The sequence below is a fragment of the Nitrospira sp. genome, assembly GCA_029194665.1.
In the GTDB taxonomy this organism is placed as follows: Bacteria; Nitrospirota; Nitrospiria; order Nitrospirales; family Nitrospiraceae; genus Nitrospira_D.
In genome coordinates this window covers 379,114-398,776 of the sequence record JARFXO010000001.1, presented here as the reverse complement: position 1 = coordinate 398,776, position 19,663 = coordinate 379,114, and the positions used below count along the sequence as shown (strand labels likewise).

Below are 19,663 nucleotides of genomic sequence, written 5' to 3'. Positions count from 1 at the left end.
TGATTCGCGGTTGCCAGGGACTGATTTGCGATTCGACGGATACTGATCTGCGGGTTAGCCCATGACCGGAACCCCATGTACCCGTTCCCCTACGGCAGGCCTGGCTGAATGGGACTGATCGTGAAGTTGCGTGACAGCGCCTTTCTGCTTACCGCAACAGCATCCCTTATTGTTACCTCATGCCTCTACCTCAGCGTACTTCATTCTCATACCAAGCTGGTAGAAGACCGTGGTGTTCATGATGATATTTGCTATCTGCGACAAGCCTACCTCTTCCGCACAAAAGGCGTCATAGGAGGTCTCAATACAGACAATCCATCGGTGCGGTACGCTATGTCTCTCATTCACAAAGCGGGTCTCACGGGACAGCTTGCTTCATCTGTCCCTTGTCACAACTTTCTTCAGGCCACCAATAAATTTTCCATTCAATATCCGCCAGGGACAGGCTTTCTTCTCAGTGCATTTCCAGAAGGCTCACAAGCAAGCGGCCTTTATATAGCTTCGTCCACCACCATTTTCCTGATGCTCATGTGGTTGATCGCGACTGCGCGCTCACAGCTAGCGGCATGTGCGTTAGGAGTGATTGGCTCCCTTACCCTCTATCTCATGGTCAACCCAGCCAAGGCGAGTTATTCAATCGCACCCACAATGCCGCTGTGCATTGCAGCAGCATACTTGACCATCAGGATGTTTTCTGGGGCATCATCCACCACAAAAATCCTTGCGGCGGCATTGGCAGGCTTATTACTCGGTTTCGCGACAGACATCCGACTTTCATCGGCACTACTCGCATTTGGATATGCAGCCGTCTTCGCACTTGAGTTCGTCCGAAATCGAACTTGGGTTACGTTCTTACAGCCGATCGCATTCGGTATTTCTATGATTGCAGGTGCCATTCCCACTTTAGCGGCTAATTTCATTAATGCGGGAAGCCCATTCTCTACGGCTTATGGCGGGATTGATACTGCCCCTCCTCTAACATCATTAGATCCTCTCACGACCCAGATAAAATGGTACCTGTTTTCAGGGACACATGGCGTGCTCACATGGCTGGCTTTAGTGCTTCTGATAACTCTCGCTACGGTCACTATACGGAGAAGCCATACATCCTTGCGGCTGCCTTTACTGGTCGCAATCATTACTCTTGCTTCCAATGATGCGTACTTCATCACGCATCCTGTACGCTCTCAGTACTACTCCGTGCCCCCGGCGATGTTGGGATTATGGGTCGGCATATTTGTTTTAGTCTTCTGGACCAACCGCAAAGAAACATCCCGATCCATATCCTCCATTGCAATATCCAGAATATCCGCCGCAGTCGTCACTCTAACCCTGACGGCTGCTCTCACCCTATTGGCTTATTGGGGCATGTTTTCTCGCCCTCAATTTACTCCAGGCCTAACAATCGAACCCAATGCCGTAATCTGGATCGGTGGGAGCAGTTGGATGGATGGATGGAAGAGTGACGGGCTTGCACTAGCATTTCAATATCGTTTCCAGCGTCATGCTATATCCGGTCTCAGCACCCTATCCATCCTGGATCAGGATAAAATCATTGCAACGGTTGCTACTGATTCGCGACCCCAGTTTATCGTGGCGGATGATCAAGAGATGCAGGAGATTGTGGCCCGCTTGACTAAGACAGGCAAGATCTCCTCTCTCGGGCGAGTCTTTGGGGCCAACATGTACCGAGTTGGCGATGACCTTATCCATTGATATCATGCTTGCGCCCTAACAAGCCAAGGATGGTCGCGATCAAATAAGGTGGGAGTCATAGAGACACAAATCGGCGCGTACAGATGGCGATCATAGCGGTTTATGGAGACAAAGTTTCCAGGAAATAATGAAGAGCCACAGAGGTCTGACATCATTCCATCCAATGATGTCAGACCTACTGTTGCGATCTTGCTTCCCTGTTTCAACGAAGAAGCAACCATAGGCGAAGTCATACTGGGATTTCACCGCTCTTTGCCAGGAGCAATCATCTACGTCTACGATAACAATTCATCTGACCGAACAGCAGCCATCGCACATGAATCGGGCGCAGTAGTGCGGCAAGAACGTTATCAGGGGAAAGGCAATGTGCTGCGACGGATGTTTGCCGATATCGAGGCAGACATCTATCTTCTTTCGGATGGCGATCTGACATACGACATGAGAGCGGCGGGTACCCTTGTCCAAACGCTGATCAGCAATAACGTGGATATGGTTGTGGGCATCCGCGTGGAGTCTGGTGAAGGCGCCTATCGTCCCGGCCACCGTTTTGGAAATCGCCTCTTCAATAAAACCGTAGCATTGCTGTTCGGCGAGGGGTTCACCGATATCTTGTCTGGCTATCGGGCGATGTCCCGACGGTTTGTGAAGTCGTTTCCCGCCTCCTCTTCAGGCTTTGAGACAGAAACAGAGTTGTCGATTCACGCTCTGGATCTCAAACTTGCCACGATCGAGGTACCGCTATCATACGGCGAACGCCCAAAAGGCTCAGCAAGCAAACTTAGGACATATCGTGACGGCATGCGAATCTTCATGACGATATCGATGATGTATCGTGCACTTCACCCGTTACAATTCTATGGTGGTATCGCGATCATTTTATTTGCTGTCGCGCTTGTCCTTGGGGTACCGCTACTCATAACTTTCCTGGAAACAGGCCTAGTCCCAAGGTTCCCGACCGCGATATTGGCCGCAGGGATTGTTCAGATCGGTTTTTTAAGCCTGGTATGCGGCCTCATCATTGAAGCAATTAGTTCTGCCCAACGAGAACTCAAGCGGATGCGTTACCTTGAATTGCCTGCCCCGGACAATCGCTGATTTAAGGAATCTCGGATTTATTCCTCCTGATCTCACCTTGACTTAACGTACTTCAGAAGGCTACTCTAGCCCCCCTTCAGCACCCAGTGATGGGCAGGCGCTGCCCATAAGCTAGGGGTGTTGCTTTTTCCGACTTGGAAGGTGAATTGGAGCTTTCCGTGAGCATAGGGCATCCGGAACTCGTTGCTGCCATTGTCTCTGAGATCGCCGCTTCCGGTCCGATGCCGTTTGCCCGGTTCATGGAGTCGGCTCTCTATCACCCGCAATTCGGTTATTACATGCGTAGCCCTGAGTCACCGCAAGAACGGATCGGGCGGCGGGGTGATTTTTACACGAGTTCAGATGTCCATCCTATCCTTGGACAGGCTCTGGCCAAACAAGCCGAACAGATGTACCGATTACTTGGCCAACCCCATCCCTTTACCATCGTTGAAATGGGGCCCGGAAAAGGCTTGCTGGCGAAACACATCCTCGCAACATGCGCGCATCACTACCCTTCGTTTTTTCAGCACCTTCGGTATGTCCTGATAGACCGAAGCCCAGCCATGCGTGAGTTGCAACGCAGGAGCCTGGCTCCTTGGCTGGATCGACCGGACTTGCTGACATGGGTGGACGACCTAGCGACTATGGCCCCTCAAGGCCTGACTGGTCTGTTCTTCAGCAATGAACTCGTGGACTCGTTCCCGGTCCACCGCGTTCAGGCCACGGCAAAGGGAATCCAGGAACTCTGGGTGGACTATCGAGACGAGAGATTCATCGAATGCCTGATGCCGCTGTCGTCGAACAGACTGGCTCATCGCCTTCGCTCGGTGAGCGCCGATTGGCCGGAAGGCTATCGAGCCGAGATCAACCTCCACGCATCGGATTGGATGCAGCAGGTCGCTCAACATCTGGATCGTGGCTTCGCGCTCACCATCGATTACGGCCACACGGCAGAGGATCTCTATCGGTCCGACCGAAAACAAGGCACGTTCCTTTGCTATTTCCAACAATCCATCAACGAAGATCCGTTTCTACGCGTGGGCGAGCAGGACATGACAGCCCACGTGGATTTTTCAAGCCTGGCGGCGACCGGTGACGAGCAAGAACTCCACACGACCGGATTCACGAACCAGATGAGTTTCCTCATGGGACTCGGCGTCGAACAGATGATAGCGGAATTGGAACAGGACAGCCCTGCGTTCAAAGCGGCGATTCATCTCCTGAGACCAAACGGGATGGGCACGACGTTCAAGGTTCTCATCCAACACAAAGGCATCCGACAGCCTGAACTCGACGGCTTGCAGTACAAACCGTTCTTTGGCTCGGCGCTCACAACGCAATCAGCCGCCTGAGGAATTTGCGATGGCGGCGGCGCCGATGTTCGGCAACCTGTTTTGAGGTTTGCATGGGTGATTCACCCGTACCGCAAAACTATATCCCGATCCTCATTTTTATCGGTGTGGGCATCGTACTCGGGACGCTGATTCTCTTGCTCGGGAAGTTTGTTCGTCCGAACCAACCATACCGCGCAAAGTTAGCCCCGTATGAAAGCGGAAGCCCGCTCTTTCAGGACGCCCGTGTGCAGTTTCCGATGCGGTACTACATCATCGCGATGTTGTTCGTCATCTTCGACGTCGAGGTGGTCTTTCTCTACCCGTGGGCAGTTGCATTCAACAGTCTTGGGCTGGTTGGATTAGTGGAGATGGTTCTGTTCATCGCCATCCTCGTGGTCGGCTTCTGGTACGCATGGAAGAAAGGAGCGCTCGAATGGGACTGAGCGGGTCCTGTCGTCGGCCGACCCATTCGTCCTCGCTCCACCCATCCCCCGGTGGGTCCCTTTCGCTGCGGGCGAATGGGGCCTGGTGCCGACGCCACCCGCTCACCATTCTCGCTGTGAGAAAGGCAAGAAGAGAATGAGTTTGTTGGAGCGACAGTTTGACGCGAATATCGTGACGACGAATCTGGACGCGGTCGTCAACTGGGCGAGGAAGTCGGCCTTATGGCCCATGACTTTCGGGCTGGCCTGCTGTGCCATCGAGATGATCGCCAGCGTCTCCTCACGATATGACCTGGACCGCTTCGGCGCCGGTGTCTTTCGCGCATCCCCCAGACAGTCTGATCTCATGATTGTCGCGGGAACGGTTTCGCGCAAGATGGCGCCGGTCATTCGACGAATTTACGACCAAATGCCTGAGCCTCGATATGTCATGTGCATGGGCTCGTGCGCAACCTCGGGGAATCATTACAACAGCTATGCGGTCGTCCAGGGTGTGGACCAGATTGTGCCGGTCGATGTCTATGTGCCTGGATGCCCGCCGAGACCGGAGGCCTTGCTGGATGGACTGTTGAAGTTACAGGAAAAGATCCAGCGCGAGCGAGTGTTTGTGAAATGACGAGCAAGACACGCGAGAGTGGCGTGACTTGCGCGATGACAATTCGCGCCTTTCCCGCAAGTCGCGCGCTTCTCGCAGTGTGAACACTATGCAATCCCTCACTGAAACGTTGCTCAGAAAGTTCCCGGCGGCTGTGCTTTCTATTGATATCGACACGGCGCGATCGGAAGTGACCATTCATGTCGCTGCCCCGAGGATCTTGGAGGTCGCTCGTTTTTTGCACGACGACCCGGAGGCTTGTTTCGACCATATCACCGATATCTGCTCCGCCGACTATCCGGCCGATCCGCAACGGTTTGAGGTCATCTATCTCTTGTTGTCGCTCCCGCACGGCAGACGGATTCGCCTGAAGACGCGGGTCGCTGAAGACAACCCGTCGCTGGATTCAGTCACAAGCATCTGGCGCGGCGCGACATTCTTAGAACGCGAAGTCTACGACATGATGGGAATCCGGTTTTCAGGGCATCCGGACCTGCGCCGCATCCTCCTTCCGGAAGACTATGCGGAAGGATACCCGCTCAGGAAGGATTTCCCGGCGGAGGGCCGAGGGTGGCGGAGTCAGTTCGACTTTATCCCGCGCCTCGATGAACCGCCGGTCGACCACTTCGAAGGCGAGGTTCCCGAGGCTGAGAAGAAGTTGTTCCTTTCCGAGCCGACCGGGTCCTCCTCGAACCGACGGGAAGAACTGTTGCTGAATATGGGCCCACAACATCCGAGCACGCACGGCGTGGTCCGGGTTGTTCTCGAGCTGGATGGAGAGAGGATCGTCAAGGCGACGCCCGATCTGGGATACCTCCATCGAGGCGTCGAGAAACTGGCTGAGGGTCTCGCCTACATGCAGATCATTCCCCATACCGACCGGCTCGACTATGTCTGCGCGATGGCCAACAATTATGCCTATGTGCGGGCCGTCGAGAAACTTCTCGGTATTACCGTGCCTGAACGAGCCGAGTATATTCGCACCATCGTCGCTGAGATGCAGCGCATTCTGGGACATCTGTTCTGGTTGGGCGCTCAGGCGCTGGATATCGGGGCCATGACGATCTTCTTCTGGACCTTTCGCGAGCGGGAAACCTTGCTCGATATGTTCGAACGGCTCTGTGGGGCCAGGCTGACCTTGAATTATTATCGGATCGGCGGCGTGGACAGCGACTTCACTCCCGAATTGATCGCCCACCTCAAGACATTCTTGGAAACGTTTCCGGAGAAGGTCAACGAGTATGATTCGCTGCTCGCAGGCAACCGGATTTGGTTGGGTCGGACGAAACATGTCGCCGTCATCTCGGGGGAAGATGCGATCAATTTCGGCATGACCGGCCCCGCGTTGCGAGGATCCGGGGTGGCCTATGACGTCCGCAAGCTCGAACCCTATGGAGTTTACAATAGGGTGGACTGGGAAGTGCCGGTCGGGAAAAACGGCGACACCTACGATCGCTATTGGATTCGAGTTGAAGAGATGCGTCAGAGCGCCCGGATCATTTCACAATGTCTTGATCAGATGCCGCCCGGGCCGATCATCGCCGATTTGCCGCAATACATTCCGCCGCCCAAGCAGCAAGTCATGCGCGACATGGAGAGCTTGATCCATCATTTCATCATCTTCACCCAAGGGTTCAAGCCGCCGAAGGGGGAAACCTATTGCGCGACCGAAGCGCCCAAGGGGGAATTGGGGTTTTTTATCATTAGTGATGGATCTCCACGCCCTTATCGATTGAAAATTCGCTCACCCTCATTCATCCACATGGGCGCATTCGACCATATGGCGCGTGGGTACCTGATTTCCGACATCATCACGATTTTTGGCACATACGACGTCGTCATGGGGGAGTGTGATAGATGAGGCGTACGGCCACGATGTTCCAGTGCTCGCTGCCCGCGCACGCTCGGGTAACGCGGAGTCTCGGCGACGCCATGCGGGCGTGTGTAATCCGCGTGCTCGGTCAATGCGCGCAGTTTGGAACATCCTGGCCGCCGCCTCGGTGAAGGGATGCGCGGAGGAACCGTGTTAAAGGACAAATACGGGAAAGAAATCGAAGAGATTTTGAGTCGCTATCCGGTCAAGCGTTCTGCCTTGATTCCACTGCTCTATGTCGCCCAGCGCGATCAAGGCTATGTATCCGAGTCGGTGATGCAGGAAATTGCGCATCTTCTCAGGCTGACGCCTCCGCAAGTTTATGAGACGATCACGTTTTACACGATGTTTAACCTGAAGCCGATGGGCAAATTCCATATTCAGGTGTGCAAGTCCCTCATGTGCGCTCTCGTCGGCTCAGATACCGTCATCGAATGGATCAAAGCGAAGCTGGGGATTACTCCGGGTGAGTCGACCGTAGACGGACTGTTCAGCCTCAGCTTAGTGGAGTGTTTGGCCGCATGCGGGACCGGCCCCATGATGCAGATCAACGATGACTACTATGAGCAGCTGACCGAAGACAAGCTGGACCGAATTTTGGCCGATCTACGATCGACAGGAACCAGTCGGCTGAAAAGCGGACCTTTTATGTGGCCGGAACCAATTGCTGTCAAAGATGAGAGTTGAAACGCTGAAATTATGCCCAAGCACGAACTCGTTCTCCTGAAGAATATGATGCAACCCGGATATACCGGGTCGCTGACGGATTATGAGAAGACCGGTGGCTATCAAGCCTTGCGCAACACGCTCGGGAAAATCGGCCCGCCGGATGTGACGGCGAAGGTCCGCCAGTCCGGATTACGCGGCCGAGGCGGCGCAGGGTTTCCGACCGGTGTGAAATGGGGATTTCTGCCGAAGGATTATCAAGGACCCCGTTATCTGTGCTGCAATGCCGATGAGAGCGAGCCCGGCACGTTCAAAGATCGACAGTTGATGGAGCGAGACCCTCATCAAGTGTTGGAAGGCATCGTGTTGGCCTGCTACGCCATCGGTGCGGAAACCGCCTACATCTACATCCGCGGGGAAATGGTGCTGGGTGCGAGGATTTTGGAACAGGCCATCGGCGAAGCAAGAGCCGCCGGGTATATCGGGAGGAACATTCTCGACACCGGCATCAACGCAGACGTGTGGGTGCATCGGGGAGCGGGGGCCTATATCTGCGGCGAGGAAACAGCCCTCTTGGAATCGCTCGAAGGCAAACGGGGGCTCCCTCGCATCAAGCCTCCGTTTCCAGCCACGCATGGCCTCTACAACAAGCCGACCGTGGTCAATAACGTCGAGACGCTGGCGAACCTCCCCCATATCATCAACCGAGGCCCCGAATGGTTTGCCGCAATCGGCTCGCCGCCGAAGAGCACCGGCACCAGAGTCTTCTGCGTCAGCGGGCATGTGAAACGACCAGGTAATTATGAAGTTCCGATGGGGGTGACGGTCCGCGAGTTGGTCTACGAACATGCCGGCGGCATGCGTTCGGATAAGCCGATCAAAGCATTCATTCCCGGTGGAGCGTCTGCGCCGTTTCTGACTCCGGCCCATCTGGACGTCAAGTTGGATTTTGAACACGTTGCGGCGGCGGGATCGATGCTGGGGTCCGGCGGCGTGACGGTCATGGAGGAAGGCACCAGCATGGTCTGGGCCGCCCTTCGGCTGATGGAATTTTTCTACCATGAGTCCTGTGGGAAATGTACCCCCTGTCGAGAGGGCAGTTCTTGGCTCGTACAGACTCTGCGCAGAATCTTAGCGAAGCGTGGCCGGATGGAGGATCTTGAAACCTTGTCGGATCTATGCAAAAACATCGCAGGCCGAACGGTCTGTGCCTTCGGTGACGCGGAAGTCGCTCCGATTCAAAGTACGCTGAATCATTGGCGGCAGGAGTATGTCGACCTCATCAACGAAGCGGAGACGGCGAATTTGATCCGACCCGAGCCGGTGGGACTAAGACGTTAATCGTGAATCGTTATTCGTCAGATCATTGCGTTTGACGCTTAACGAATAACGGAGAGCATGACCGAGACTACACCCCAGATGGTTCACGTCACGATCGACGGAATGACGGTCCACGTCCCGAAGGGGACGTTGGTGATCGAAGCAGCCCGTCGCGTCGGCGTCATGATTCCACATTTCTGCTACCATCCGAAGCTCAAACCGGACGCCAATTGCCGTATGTGCCTGGTTGAAATCGAAAAGATGCCCAAGCTTCAAACGGCCTGCAGCACACCGGCCGACGAAGGGATGAACATACGCACCGCTACCACCGTGGTCGACGACGCCCATAAATCGGTGCTCGAGTTTATCCTTGCCAATCATCCGCTGGACTGTCCGGTCTGCGATCAAGGGGGCAAGTGCGACCTTCAAGACTTTTCGCACCAGTACACGGCGTCCAGCCGGTTCGTTGAAACCAAGCGCATCTTCCAAAAGGAATATTTCAGTCCGCTGATCGAAACGCAGATGAATCGTTGCGTGCAGTGTCTGCGCTGTGTCCGATACTGCGACGAAGTGATGGACGTCAAGGCGCTGGCGCCGGTCGGTCGCGGCACGATGACGGAAATCAAGTACTTCGGCGCCCATCCTCTGAATTGCGAGTTCTGCGGCGGCTGTGTGCAAATCTGTCCGGTTGGAGCGATTACCAGCCGACTGTCCATGTATGAGTATCGGCCATGGATGCTGAAACGAGCCGACACTATCTGTGGTTACTGCGGAGATGGGTGCCAGATCACCGTGCAGACGAAGGGGCAGGAACTCATTGAAGTGAACTCCGCGCATGGAGCGGGCCGCAACAACGGCGACCTGTGCGCTCGGGGATTTTTTGGGTTCCATGCAGCCGGCCATCCGGATCGTCTGACGCATCCGCTCATTCGTCGCGATGGCGTGCTTGTGCGGGCGACGTGGGAAGAAGCGCTGGAGTACGTCGCCGCCCGCGTCGGCGAGATTAAAGCCGCTCACGGAGGACAGAGTTTCGGAGGATTGATCTCGGGCCGCTGCACCAACGAGGAACTGTACCTCTTTCAGAAATTTATGCGCCTGGCCGTCGGCACCAACAACATCGACAGCAGCGCGCGCTACGGTCATATCAACGGCCTGCATGCCATGCAACTCGTGCAGGGGACGCATCGGTGGACCGTGACCTTCGACGACATCCTGGATGCGGATGTCCTGATCCTCGTCGGCACGAATATCACCGAGACGAATCCCATCACGGGCCTCAAGGTCAAGGAGGCGGTGAAGAAGCGGCGGGCGACACTGGTGACGATCGAATCGCTGGAGCCGATCGTCGACACGATCAGCAACATCGCTAACCTCTCTCAGCATCACTTCTGTCTCCCACCCAGCGAGATGCAGAACGCCATCCTGGGTCTGGTGAAGGGCGTTGTAGAACAGAATTTGATACAGCCGGAGCTCGCGCAACGGCATCCGGCATATGTCTACGCCATTACGAGCGCGCTGCAACAGACCTCTTGGCAGGACCTACAGGCGGCGACCGGAATCGAGCCGGATTCTTTTATGAGGGCGGCCAAGGTGGCGGCAGGAGCAGGCCGGGTCGTCATCTTGGCCGGACAGCTCTTGCTGCGGAGCGAACATGGTTACGGCGGATGTGTGACCCTCCTCGATCTGCTGCTGCTGACAGGAAAGTTGGATCAGCCCGGCTGTGGTTTTGCGCCGCTTGCCGAAGAAAACAACGACCAGGGCGCCGTCGAAATGGGAACCGTCACTGAATTTCTTCCCGGTGCCGGCCTCCTCGCCGACAGCACGGATCGCGAGAGGTTCGCGAAGCAATGGAAAGCCGAACTTCCGACCGACAGAGGAGCGTCCCTCATCGAGATGTTGAAGCGAGCCAACGAGGGGTCCCTCAAGGCGATGTTCATCGTCGGAGAGAATCCTGTCGGGAGTCTCCCCGCGACGATACATGCCGAGCAATCATTGCGCAACCTCGATCTCTTGGTGTGCCAGGAGCTGTTTTTAACGGAGACGGCCGCCTTGGCCCACGTCGTGTTGCCGGCCGCCTCTTCGATGGAAAAACAGGGGACGTTTACCAATACCGAAGGACATGTTCAAGCCGTTCGTCCGTCGATCGAACCTGTCGGAGAAAGCCGCCCAGACTGGGAAGTCTTTTCCGCGCTTTCCATCCTCTTGAACTCACCCATGGAGTATGCCGAAAGCAAAGAGATCCTCAAGGAAATCCGAGGCCTTATTCCCGGCTACGGCTCACTGGGGCCCACACCGTCGCCTCAAAAGGTCGATCGTACCGCCATAGACCGTTATCTGGCCGAGGGGTATCAGCGTGATCTTGTGACGCGATACCGGCTCGTGATGCCAAAATCCAGGCCGGATGGAACCCTGCGGTTGGACCTAGGTCAAAGCCTGTTCCATTCCGGAAAGTTATCCACTCGCTCCAAAGGGCTGTTACAGGTGGAAGGGAGTGGCCGGCTCCGTATCAGTCCTGCTGACGCCGCACGCTTTGCATTGTCGGATGGAGATCGGGTCCGCCTCTCCAGCACGTCCGGGGAAATGACGACCGAGGTCAAGATTATGGAGCGGATCCCCCAAGGAACGGCATGGTTCCCCTATCACTTCGGCCAAGCTGCCGTCCAACTATTTGAATGCGCCATCAATCCGACCACCCAAGTGCCGTCGTTCCGGACAGCGACGGTGTCTATCATGAAGGTGGCGTGATGAAGCTCATCGAGGAGTCCAATTGTGACTGAATTCGGATTGCGTCTCGCCATCTCCCTTACCCAGATCGCCGCGGTCATGGGCATCGTGGTCATCACGGTCCTCATCCTCACTCTTGCGGAACGCAAAGTCTTGGGCTGGATGCAGGACCGCATGGGCCCGATGGAGGTGGGACCCTACGGTATCCTCCAGCCGTTTGCGGACGCCATCAAACTGTTTTTCAAGGAAGACATCATCCCCGCCGGTGCCAACAAGTTCCTCTTCACCATGGCACCGATTCTGTGTCTCATTCCGACATTCATCGGATTTGCGGTTATTCCCTGGGGCCCGAACTGGACGTTCGAGATCGGCGGGGTCTCCGTGAAGCCGTTCATCATCAGCGATATCAACATCGGCATTCTGTACATCTTGGCCTTCGCCTCGCTCGCCGCCTATGGCATCATCCTGGGAGGGTGGGCTTCCAACAGCAAGTACTCGTTGCTCGGCGGGTTACGATCGGCGGCGCAGATCATCAGCTACGAGCTCAATGTCGGATTGTCCATTGTCGGCGTGTTGCTTTTGGCCGGCTCGCTCAGCCTCGTGAAAATCACCGATGCCCAGGCCGGAGGCTTTTGGAATTGGTTTCTCTTCGCGTTACCGGCCCCGCAGATTTTTGCGTTCGTCGTCTACGTGATCTCAACCGTAGCGGAAACCAACCGAGTCCCGTTCGATCTACCGGAAGCGGAGAGCGAACTCGTCGCCGGCTTCTTCACTGAATACAGCGGCCTCAGATTCGCGTTCTTTTTCCTGGCTGAGTACGCCAACATGATGTTAGTGTCCTGTGTCGCCGCCGCCCTGTTTCTCGGCGGATGGAACGCACCGTACCCTGGAACGATTTTGGGGCTCATCGGTTTGCCGTCCTTTGCTTGGGTGGAGAACACGATGTGGTTTGCGGTCAAGACCTACTCCTTCTTGTTCCTCTTCTTCTGGCTCCGGGCCACGTTGCCAAGACTACGATACGATCAGCTCATGAGGTTCGGCTGGAAGGTGATGCTGCCCATCGCATTGGGTAACATTGTCGTGACATCTATTGCGGTATTCGTCTACCAACAGATGAAGTAGCGGCAGGACCACCATGGCATCAACAACAACCACCAGGCGCCTGAGGCTGTCCGAATGGTTCAAGACCATCACGTTCTACGAGATCCTGGTCGGCATGAAGGCGACCATGTCGCATCTGCTCAATTATCGTCCGGTGACCTTGCAATACCCTCACGAGAAACGTACCCTGCCCGACAACTATCGCGGCATGCTCGCGCTGCTGCGATACGACGATGGGACCGAGAAGTGCGTCGGATGCGATCTCTGTGAAGCAGCCTGCCCGTCGCGCGTCATTCGGGTCGTCAGTGCCGAGGTGCCGGGTGAACCGACGAAGCGTTACTCCAAAGAATATTACATGGACATGACCCGTTGCTTGTTCTGTGGAATGTGTGTGGAGGCCTGCCCTGTCGATGCGCTGGGCATGACAAGAGAATTTGAGTGGGCGGTATACGACAAGCGCCAACTCCACCTGAACAAACAGCAATTGCTCGCCATCGGCGACCGTTCGTTCCCGATTCGCGAGAAGCGCCTGGAGCTGCAGCATCCCAACGTCGCGTTCTTCAACGTGGCGTTCAAGCACGTGCCGTCAAAACCGGACTGACTCTCAAAGAGTACTCATCGTACGAGCGATGGCTGCAACATCGTAGCGTTAGTCGGGCCCAGGTCGAACCTCTAAGCCAGGAACCGTCTCATGTCGCTGGTGTTTTTTGGTTACTTTGCCGGGATGATCGCCATAACGTCCATGCTGGTGGTCGCGCTGAAAAACCCCGTCTACAGCGCGCTTTCGCTCTTGGTGATGTTCTTCCATGTCGCGGGACTCTTCGTCATACTCCATGCCGAATTTCTCGCGGCCGTGCAGGTCATCGTCTATGCCGGGGCCATTCTCGTGCTGTATCTCTTCGTCGTCATGTTGCTCAATGTCAAAGAAGACGACCGGTATCACAGCCAATGGTTGGTCGCCGCCGTGGTCTGTGTGCCGTTGCTGATCGAGTCGATCGTGATGCTCTCCGGCGGAGCGGGATCGAGCGATCAGGCCAGTCCATCGCTCCGGTCCGGACCGCATGATGCAATCGCCGCCGACAACACGTTGGCCATCGGCCAGACGCTTTTTTCAACCTACTTATTCCCCTTCGAGGTCGCCTCTTTGGTGCTCTTAGTGGCGATGATCGGCGCCATCGTCCTCGCGAAACGAGACTTTTCTGAAGGCCGTGAACTATGAGCGATGAAATGTCCGCCGATCGTTCACGGAGTCATCTGCCGGCTGCCGCCTGTGCCTCTCAACCGTGCACTGTTCACCTGTTACGTTTCACGAGGCAAGGATGATTCCCATTTCCTACTACCTCATGCTGAGTGGCATCGTCTTTCTGACCGGCCTTGTGGGTGTGCTCATACGACGCAACATCATCGCCATCCTGCTGTCCGTGGAGCTGATGCTGAATGCAACCAACATTAACTTCGTCGCGTTTTCCGACCACTTTCAGGATCTTGGCGGTCAGGTGTTCGTGTTCTTTGCTTTGACGGTGGCGGCTGCGGAGGTCGCAGTCGGACTTGCGATCATCATCGCCTTGCACCGATCTAAAGCCACGATCAACGTCGAAGAGTTCAATCTGTTGAAATGGTAACCGATTCCCGGATGGCTCATCGTGGATGGCGAACGGTACGGACAGAGGTCCGACGCTCGTGCTATCAACCGTCGGCTATCAGCTCCTGAAGTTATGCTGTACGCTCTCATCCCACTTCTTCCTCTGGCCGCCTTTCTGGTCTTAGGCTTGGCCGGCTGGCACATTAAAGACCGGGCCCACCTGGTCGCGGTTCCGGCGGTCATGTTGTCGCTCGTCTTGTCGCTGGCGGCCTTTCTAGAAGTGGCGTCCGGCTCCGTCATTTCAGTTCCGCTGTATACCTGGCTCACATCCGGAAATCTCGACATTCACATCGGTCTCCATATCGACAGGCTGACCGCCGTCATGCTCCTGCTGGTCACCGGTGTCAGCTCGCTCGTACACGTCTATACGATCGGTTACATGCAGGGTGAGCCTGGCTACGCTCGGTTCTTCAGCTACATCGCCCTGTTCACCTTCTCCATGTTGATGTTGGTGTTGGCCGACAACTTATTGCAGCTCTTCGTGTTCTGGGAAGCCGTGGGGCTCTGTTCCTACCTGCTGATCGGCCATTGGTACGAGCGCGCGTCCGCCTGCGCGGCGGCGACCAAAGCCTTTGTCGTCAATCGCGTGGGCGATTTTGGGTTCATGTTGGGTCTGCTGCTCGTCTGGTACCAGTTCGGCTCGCTGAATTACCTCGACATCTTTCCCGCCATCCACGAAGCGACTGATTTGACGATGAACCTCCTCGGCCCTTTCGGAGGAACCTTGGAGGTTTCGATATTCACGCTGATCGGGTTGCTCCTATTTGCCGGCGCAGTGGGTAAATCGGCACAAGTTCCGCTTCATGTCTGGCTGCCTGACGCGATGGAAGGACCGACACCGATTTCGGCACTCATTCACGCCGCCACGATGGTCACGGCCGGGGTCTTCATGGTGGCACGTCTCGCCCCGATCTATAACCTTTCTCCAACCGCGATGAGCGTGGTTGCTGTGACAGGGGCGGCGACGATGGTTCTCGGCGCCACTATTGCGTTGACTCAAACCGACATCAAACGTGTCGTCGCGTATTCGACGGTGAGTCAGCTCGGTTACATGATGATGGCTTGCGGGCTCGGAGCCTACGCCTCCGGCATGTATCACTTATTGACACATGGCGCGTTTAAAGCCTTGCTTTTTCTGGGCTGTGGCTCCGTCATTATCGCTCTGCATCATGAACAGGACATGCGACACATGGGCGGCCTCAAAGACAAGTTACCGATTACCTACTGGACCTTTGTAATCGGTTCGCTGGCGCTCGCCGGCTTCCCCCTGACGGCGGGATTCTTCAGCAAGGATGACATTCTCGTGTCCGCCTGGTCGTCTGGTGCTCTGGGCCAGGTACTGGCGCTCTTCGGTCTACTGACGGCCCTCCTGACAGCCTTCTACAGCTTCCGGCTGGTCTTCGTGACTTTTTGGGGACCTTCGCGTGTCGATCCGCACCATGCGGAGCACCTCCACGAACCTTCGCAAACGATCACCACACCGCTCATCATTCTGGCATTCCTCAGTATTCTGACCGGTTATCTCGGCATCCCATCGTTCCTGGAGCCTGTCTTTTCAACCGGGAGTGACGCGGCTGCTCACCACGGCTCTGCAGGGATCGCCATTATGATCGCGGCAACTGCGATGGGCTTACTCGGTATTGCAGCAGCCTACTATGTTTATGTGGCCAACCCCGGCCTCCCGGAACGCCTGGCTCAATTGTGGGGCAGCCTGTATCGAGGCTCTCTGAACAAGTGGTATGTAGACGAAGCCTACGATCATCTGTTTGTCAGACCAACATATACAGCCGCCTCGGAGCTATGGAAGCGCGTTGACGTCAATCTCATCGACGGAGCAGTCAACGGCATCGCGCGCGGGGTTGCCTGGGGTGGATGGTTATTGAGACTGATCCAGAGCGGGCAGACCCAGCATTACGCACTGGCGATGGCGGTTGGGATCGTTGTGATTGTGACGGCCTTTCTGATTTCGTAGGAGGAAAGTCAATGGTCACTGGTCATGAGTCGATGGAGGACAGAAGCCTGGGAAACATGCATTTCACTCCACGGATCACTGACCACGGATCACTGACCACGGATCACTGACCACGGATCAATGACACAGTCCTTTCCTTGGCTTACGGCACTCATCTGTATCCCGCTGATCGGCGCGGCTGCGGTCTTTTTCGTGAAGGATTCCTCGGCTCGGCTCATCGCCCTCGCCGCCACCGTCGTTGACTTACTGATTTCACTCCCGCTCTGGTGGTTGTTCGATGCCTCCTCCAGCCACATGCAGTTTATGGAATCGGCCCTGTGGATCTCGTCGCCGCCGATTCATTATCGGCTAGGTCTCGACGGCATCAGTCTGCCGTTGGTCCTCATGACGACGGTCCTGATGCCGCTCTGCGTCCTGATTTCCTGGCACTCCATCGAATCGCGAGTCCGGAGCTTCATGGCCATGCTGCTGATCATGGAAGGGGCCATGATCGGAGTGTTCGCGGCGCTCGATTTCGTACTGTTCTACGTGTTTTGGGAGGCGATGCTGATCCCGATGTATCTCTTGATCGGAGTCTGGGGTGGATCGAATCGGCTCTATGCAGCGATTAAATTCTTTCTGTATACCCTGGCCGGCAGCGTCCTGCTGTTGGTCGCGATTTTGGTGCTGTATTTCCAGGGCGGCCATACATTCGACATCCTTCAGTTAAGCCAAAGCACCTATTCCAAGTCGCTGCAATTCTGGCTCTTCCTCGCGTTCTTCGCCGCCTTCGCCGTCAAGGTCCCCATGTTCCCTCTCCATACCTGGTTGCCGGACGCGCACGTAGAAGCACCGACGGCAGGCAGCGTGATTCTCGCCAGCGTCCTGCTCAAGATGGGCGCCTATGGATTCGTGCGCTTCAGTTTGCCGATGTTGCCGGACGCATCCCAATCGTTTACCCCCTTGATGGTCGCCCTCTCGATTATCGCCATCATCTATGGCGCCTACATGGCATTGGCCCAAGCCGACCTGAAAAAGCTCATCGCCTATTCGAGCGTGAGCCACATGGGGTTCGTCACGCTCGGCCTATTCATGTTCAATATTCAAGGAATTGAAGGCGCCGTGATGCAGATGGTCAATCACGGCATCACGACCGGAGGGCTGTTTCTCTGCGTGGGGGTGATTTACGAACGCACCCATAGTCGCCAGATCGCGGACAATATCGGGCTGACAAAGCCGATGCCGCGGTATGCGACGTTCCTGGTCATTTTTGCCTTGTCGTCGTTGGGATTGCCCGGCACGAACAGTTTTGTCGGGGAGTTTATGGTTCTGATAGGCACCTTCCTCTGGAGCAAGATCGCCACAGCCCTCGCCTCATTGGGAATTATCCTCGCCGCCGTCTACTTGCTCTGGATGGTTCAACGTGTCGCCTTCGGCGTGCCGTCTCCACACATGCTCCCGAAACTACGCGATGTGAACCTACGTGAGATGGTCACCCTGGTGCCGCTCATTGTATTGATCTTTGGGATCGGACTGTTCCCTAACCCCATCCTGACCCGCATGCACCCAAGCGTCGAGAAAATCATCGCTCGCGTGTTGCCGAAGGCTCCTGAGCAGGCCTCAACAGTAAGTCAGATCGACCCCTCCCCTCCATCTGTCGAGGACGTAGCCCTTACAGCGGACGCCACGAGTGCCACGGTGGAGGAAAGACAGCCATGACCTTCCCGGTTGGAGACCTGTTCCTCATTCTTCCGGAGCTGTTGGTCATCACCGCTGCCTGCCTTGTGCTGGTGCTGGATCCGGTGCTGCGTCCATCAGACAAAGACGGCCTGGTGTGGCTGAGTCTGGGAACCCTCGCTATTTGCATGGGCTTGACGGCCTCACAGATGAGAGCTCCCGTCGAAGCGTTTAGCGGGCTGGTGATCATCGACACGTACGGGGCCTTTTGGAAGCTGCTGCTTTACTTTGTCACCGGCCTCACGATTCTCCTTTCGCATTCGTACCTCAAGGAAGAGCGGCTGTACTTCGGCGAATACTACGGCTTTGTCCTGCTTGCTCTCGCAGGGATGATGGTGATGGTATCGGCAGCCGACCTCCTGACGATCTATCTCGGTAGTGAACTGATGTCCCTTGCGCTCTACGTGATGGCGGGGCTGAAGCGATCGGAACCTCGTTCGCTCGAAGCCTCCGCCAAATACTTCGTACTAGGCGCCTTTTCATCCGGTATCCTCTTGTACGGCATCTCACTCCTCTATGGAGCTACCGGAAGCACCAGGCTTCCGGCCATTGCCACTGCGATCGCTGGGCAGAGCCTGGACGATCCCTTACTGTTATTCGCAACGATCCTGCTCGCGGTTGGATTCGGCTTCAAACTCGCCGTCGTGCCGTTTCATATGTGGACGCCGGACGTCTATGAAGGCGCCCCAACTTCGGTCACCGCCTTCATGGCCGTGGCATCCAAAGCCGCCAGCTTCGGCGCCTTCCTCCGGGTATTTATTGAGGGGCTCGGCGGCTTGAAAGCCAACTGGTCCGCCATGTTCCTCCTGATCTGCCTTGCCACCCTAGTGTTGGGGAATGTCGTGGCGTTGGTGCAGACGAATATCAAGCGGATGCTCGCGTACTCGAGTATTGCCCATGCCGGCTATGCCTTGATCGGCGTGGTCGCTGCCGGGCGGTTAGAAAACTCCTCGGGTCTCGCAAGCGTGTTGCTCTATCTCGCGCTCTACACATTCATGACTTTCGGCGCGTTCGCCGTCGCCGCCATGCTTCGCAAGAACGGGGTGGAGGGAGATGAGATCGAGGACTTCACCGGTCTGTCCAAACGTCATCCGGTGGCGGCGTTGCTCATGTTGATCTTCATGGTCTCCCTGGCGGGCATTCCTCCCACCGCGGGGTTCATCGGAAAATTTTACGTCTTTATGTCTGCCGTCGAAGCTGGCATGACGTGGCTGGCGGTCATCGCGCTGATTTTTGCCGCTGTGTCGGCCTATTACTATCTCCGGGTTGTGATGGTCATGTACATGCGCGAGCCGAGCGACGTCACGGAGAGCGCTCCTCACTTGGTTATGTCGCCGACCTTCTCCATCGTGCTGGCCTGCGCGGTGGCCGGCGTGGTGATCTTCGGGATCTACCCCAATCCGGTCGTGCAGCTAGCCATGCAGGCGGTATCGACATTAAGATGAAGCCGCTACAATAGCCTTCCAGCTTCGTTCTCGCTTCGC

The 19,663-nt window shown here is 56.0% G+C and carries 16 protein-coding genes; all 16 read left to right on the top strand.

Features of this window, described 5'->3' with window-relative positions; all coding sequences use genetic code 11:
- Positions 1 to 108 precede the first annotated feature (108 nt).
- The 16 genes from P0119_01905 (at position 109) to P0119_01830 (ending at position 19,624) form a co-directional block, all read left to right on the top strand.
- Entirely contained in the window at positions 109 to 1,716 is a 1,608-nt protein-coding gene (locus P0119_01905) for a hypothetical protein (protein MDF0664808.1), read from the top strand.
- A 102-nt stretch (positions 1,717 to 1,818) separates the two neighbouring features.
- A complete protein-coding gene (locus tag P0119_01900) occupies positions 1,819 to 2,811 on the top strand; it encodes a glycosyltransferase family 2 protein (protein ID MDF0664807.1) in 993 nt (330 codons plus the stop codon).
- A 158-nt stretch (positions 2,812 to 2,969) separates the two neighbouring features.
- Positions 2,970 to 4,145 carry an SAM-dependent methyltransferase gene (locus P0119_01895; protein MDF0664806.1) on the top strand — a complete coding sequence of 392 codons (1,176 nt, stop codon included), beginning with the start codon at positions 2,970 to 2,972 and terminating at the stop codon, positions 4,143 to 4,145.
- Positions 4,146 to 4,198: 53 nt separating this feature from the next.
- On the top strand, positions 4,199 to 4,570 hold the full coding sequence (locus P0119_01890) for an NADH-quinone oxidoreductase subunit A (protein MDF0664805.1): 372 nt from the start codon (positions 4,199 to 4,201) through the stop codon (positions 4,568 to 4,570).
- Positions 4,571 to 4,706: 136 nt separating this feature from the next.
- Positions 4,707 to 5,186, top strand: coding sequence for an NADH-quinone oxidoreductase subunit B (locus P0119_01885; protein MDF0664804.1), 480 nt, complete (start codon positions 4,707 to 4,709; stop codon positions 5,184 to 5,186).
- Between the two features lie 88 nt (positions 5,187 to 5,274).
- Positions 5,275 to 7,026: an NADH dehydrogenase (quinone) subunit D gene (gene nuoD, locus P0119_01880; GenBank protein ID MDF0664803.1), complete on the top strand. Its 1,752-nt coding sequence runs from the start codon at positions 5,275 to 5,277 to the stop codon at positions 7,024 to 7,026.
- Between the two features lie 162 nt (positions 7,027 to 7,188).
- On the top strand, positions 7,189 to 7,725 hold the full coding sequence (locus P0119_01875) for an NAD(P)H-dependent oxidoreductase subunit E (protein ID MDF0664802.1): 537 nt from the start codon (positions 7,189 to 7,191) through the stop codon (positions 7,723 to 7,725).
- A 45-nt stretch (positions 7,726 to 7,770) separates the two neighbouring features.
- Positions 7,771 to 9,045, top strand: a complete 1,275-nt coding sequence (gene nuoF, locus P0119_01870; GenBank protein MDF0664801.1) for an NADH-quinone oxidoreductase subunit NuoF — start codon at positions 7,771 to 7,773, stop codon at positions 9,043 to 9,045.
- 57 nt (positions 9,046 to 9,102) lie between these two features.
- On the top strand, positions 9,103 to 11,769 hold the full coding sequence (gene nuoG / locus P0119_01865; protein ID MDF0664800.1) for an NADH-quinone oxidoreductase subunit NuoG: 2,667 nt from the start codon (positions 9,103 to 9,105) through the stop codon (positions 11,767 to 11,769).
- A 24-nt stretch (positions 11,770 to 11,793) separates the two neighbouring features.
- On the top strand, positions 11,794 to 12,870 hold the full coding sequence (gene nuoH, locus P0119_01860; GenBank protein ID MDF0664799.1) for an NADH-quinone oxidoreductase subunit NuoH: 1,077 nt from the start codon (positions 11,794 to 11,796) through the stop codon (positions 12,868 to 12,870).
- Between the two features lie 13 nt (positions 12,871 to 12,883).
- Positions 12,884 to 13,450, top strand: a complete 567-nt coding sequence (nuoI, locus tag P0119_01855; GenBank protein ID MDF0664798.1) for an NADH-quinone oxidoreductase subunit NuoI — start codon at positions 12,884 to 12,886, stop codon at positions 13,448 to 13,450.
- 90 nt (positions 13,451 to 13,540) lie between these two features.
- The gene (locus P0119_01850; GenBank protein ID MDF0664797.1) at positions 13,541 to 14,068 is read left to right on the top strand and encodes an NADH-quinone oxidoreductase subunit J; all 528 of its coding nucleotides are present in this window, start codon (positions 13,541 to 13,543) and stop codon (positions 14,066 to 14,068) included.
- 100 nt (positions 14,069 to 14,168) lie between these two features.
- Positions 14,169 to 14,471: an NADH-quinone oxidoreductase subunit NuoK gene (nuoK, locus tag P0119_01845; GenBank protein MDF0664796.1), complete on the top strand. Its 303-nt coding sequence runs from the start codon at positions 14,169 to 14,171 to the stop codon at positions 14,469 to 14,471.
- A gap of 93 nt (positions 14,472 to 14,564) precedes the next feature.
- Complete coding sequence (nuoL, locus tag P0119_01840) at positions 14,565 to 16,463, top strand: NADH-quinone oxidoreductase subunit L (GenBank protein MDF0664795.1); 1,899 nt, start codon at positions 14,565 to 14,567, stop codon at positions 16,461 to 16,463.
- A 120-nt stretch (positions 16,464 to 16,583) separates the two neighbouring features.
- Positions 16,584 to 18,161 carry an NADH-quinone oxidoreductase subunit M gene (locus P0119_01835; protein MDF0664794.1) on the top strand — a complete coding sequence of 526 codons (1,578 nt, stop codon included), beginning with the start codon at positions 16,584 to 16,586 and terminating at the stop codon, positions 18,159 to 18,161.
- The gene (locus tag P0119_01830; protein ID MDF0664793.1) at positions 18,158 to 19,624 is read left to right on the top strand and encodes an NADH-quinone oxidoreductase subunit N; all 1,467 of its coding nucleotides are present in this window, start codon (positions 18,158 to 18,160) and stop codon (positions 19,622 to 19,624) included. The genes P0119_01835 and P0119_01830 overlap by 4 nt, the downstream gene beginning before the upstream one ends.
- Positions 19,625 to 19,663: the final 39 nt, after the last annotated feature.